Source organism: Pseudoclavibacter sp. Z016, assembly GCF_002931215.1.
Lineage (GTDB): Bacteria > Actinomycetota > Actinomycetes > Actinomycetales > Microbacteriaceae > Pseudoclavibacter.
Genome location: NZ_PSTU01000031.1, coordinates 1 through 2,773, shown reverse-complemented (window position 1 = coordinate 2,773; position 2,773 = coordinate 1). Strand labels below are relative to the sequence as shown.

2 protein-coding genes are annotated in these 2,773 nt (G+C 69.6%); both read left to right on the top strand.

Annotated features, from left to right (window positions below; genetic code table 11):
- Positions 1-480 precede the first annotated feature (480 nt).
- A complete protein-coding gene (locus C5B99_RS18900; RefSeq protein WP_104244997.1) occupies positions 481-1,701 on the top strand; it encodes a fumarylacetoacetate hydrolase family protein in 1,221 nt (406 codons plus the stop codon).
- Positions 1,698-2,726, top strand: a complete 1,029-nt coding sequence (locus C5B99_RS18895) for a LacI family DNA-binding transcriptional regulator (protein ID WP_219819572.1) — start codon at positions 1,698-1,700, stop codon at positions 2,724-2,726. Before C5B99_RS18900 ends, C5B99_RS18895 begins: the two co-directional genes overlap by 4 nt.
- The last annotated feature ends 47 nt before the right edge of the window (positions 2,727-2,773 follow it).

The following is a 2,773-nucleotide window of genomic DNA, read 5'->3' as shown; positions in this document are numbered from 1 at the left end:
ATAAGGGGCAGCGTCCCGTCCAGTCCAGTCCAGTCCCGTCCCGTCCCGTCTCCGAGTCCTCGTCCACCCCACCAGACCCCGCCCCACTTTCGATTCGGGATGGCTTCCTCGCCTCGGGATGGGATGCAAACCATCCCGAAGCGTGAAACCCATCCCGAATCGGGTGGCGCATGGCACGCCTCGCCACCGCACGCCTCGCCACGGAACGCCACGCCGCGCCACCGCACGCCACTCCACCTCCGGCCCGAACTCGAGGACCTCGCTTGACCCGCCCACTTTCGATTCGGGATGGCTTTCACGCTTCGGGATGGGATGCAAACCATCTCGAAGCGTGAAACCCATCCCGAATCGGGTGGGGTGCAGACCCGAGACCCGAGACCCGAGACCCGAGACCCGAGACCCGAGCCCCACGCCCCGAGCCCCACGACCCACGCCCCACGCCCCACGACAATCTTCACGACCAGAACCTCAGGAGCTCACATGACATCGCAGCAGACGGCCGCAGGCCAGCAGGCGGCAGCAGGATGGTCGGGCAGCGCAGCCCAGGCGCTCCCGGCCGACGGCACGACCGGCACTCTCGTCGGTCGCGTCTGGGACCCGGCCGTCGGCGGCCCGTCTCCGGTTCTCGTGACCGAGGCGGGCGTGCTCGACCTGAGCCGAACGTTCGCGACGGTGAGCGACATCACCGAGGCCCCCGATCCGGCCGCGGCCGTGCGGGCTGCGGCAACGGATGCGCCCAGCCTCGGCTCGCTCGAGGAGCTCTTCGCGAACACGGAGCCCGACACCCGCGACGAGTCGAAGCCGTGGCTCCTCGCCCCCGTCGACCTCCACGTGCTGAAGGCAGCCGGTGTGACGTTCGCGGTCTCCATGATCGAGCGGGTCATCGAGGAGCGGGTGCGCGGCGACATCGAGGCGGCGGCACGGATGCGCGAGCAGATCCTCGCCGAGATCGGCACGGACCTCGCGAGCCTCAAGCCGGGTTCGGAGGAGGCGACGGCCCTCAAGGCGTACCTCGTGGGAGAGGGCCTGTGGAGCCAGTACCTCGAGGTCGGCATCGGACCCGACGCGGAGATCTTCACGAAGGGCCCGACGCTGTCCGCGATGGGCACGGCCGTCCAGGTGGGCGTGCACTCCTCCTCTGAGTGGAACAACCCGGAGCCGGAGGTGGCGCTGCTCATCGCATCCACGGGCGCGATCGTGGGTGCGACGCTGGCGAACGACGTGAACCTGCGCGACATCGAGGGCCGTTCGGCGCTGCTGCTGCCGAAGGCGAAGGACAACAACGCGTCGTGCGGACTCGGCCCGTTCATCCGTCTGTTCGACGGCGACTTCGACCTCGACTCGGTGCGGGGGATGACCGTGGAGCTCGACATCGTGGGCCTCGACGGCTTCACGCTGCACGGGTCGTCGGACCTCGCCCAGATCTCCCGCGACCCCGCCGACCTCGCCGCCCAGCTGCTCGGCCCCCACCACCAGTACCCGGACGGGGCCGTGCTGATGCTCGGCACAATGTTCGCGCCCATCGTCGACCGCGATCAGCCCGACCATGGCTTCACGCACCACGCCGGGGACGTCGTGCGCATCTCCTCACCTGCCCTCGGTAGTCTGGTGGGCCAGGTACAGAGCAGTGAGGGGTGTGCGCCGTGGACATTCGGGATCGCAGCGCTCATGCGCAACCTGGCGGCCAGAAGGCTGCTGTGACCAGGCGGTCGACGCAGAAGGTGACGCTCACCGACGTCGCCGCGTCTGCGGGCGTCTCGCCGCAGACGGTGTCGCGGGTGCTGCGGACGCCGGAGCTGGTGTCCGCTGACACGCTCGAGCGGGTGCAGTCGGCGATCGGCGCGCTCGGCTACGTGCCGAACCTGGCCGCGTCGAACCTCGCGTCGAACCGGTCGATGACCGTCGCTGCGATCGTCCCGTCGATCTCCGCGTCCGTGTTCGCGGATGCGCTGCACGGCTTGGAGGCGATGCTCTCGCCGTTCGGCTATCAGCTGTTCATCGGCACGACGGGGTACAGCCCCGAGCATGAGGAGGAGCTCGTCCGCGCGTTCCTGGGGCGTCGGCCGGATGGCATGTTCATCGTCGGCGCCCAGCACACGGATGCGGCATCGACGCTGCTGCGTGCATCCGGGATCCCCGTCGTCGAGGCGTGGGATTCGAGCGAGAACCCCGTCGACAACCTGATCGGCTTCTCCAACGAGGACGCCATCCGCGCGCTCGTCGAGTATGTGCAGGGCAAGGGGTACGAGCATCCGACGTTCGCGGGCTCCTTCCAGTCCGGCGACTTCCGCGCCGCGGCGAGACGCGAGAGCTTCGAGGCCTCGGTCGCCGAGCTGTACCCGGGCGAGCCGGTGCGGGTCGTCGACTCCGGGGTCGCGTCGGTGGACCTCGAGACTGGCCGTGACCTGCTCGACGCGGCGCTCCGCGAGCATCCCGAGACCGATGCGCTCATGTTCGCGAGCGATGTCTTCGCGGCGGGTGCCGTGCTGGAGTGTGCTCGCCGCGGGGTCTCCGTGCCGGGTGAGCTCGCGGTGACGGGGTTCGGTGATTTCGAGTTGTCATCGCACCTCACGCCCACGCTCACGACGGTTGCTGTGCCGAACCGTGAGATCGGCACGAAGGCGGGCGAGCTGCTGCTGGCGCGCATGAGTCGTGGTGGCGCGGATGCTCCCCAGGGGGAGACGGTCGACCTCGGCTTCGAGATCGTGGCCCGCGAGAGCGCCTAGCCCCCGCCGCGCCCGCCGAACTCGAGGCGCTGCTGCTCACGCACCCC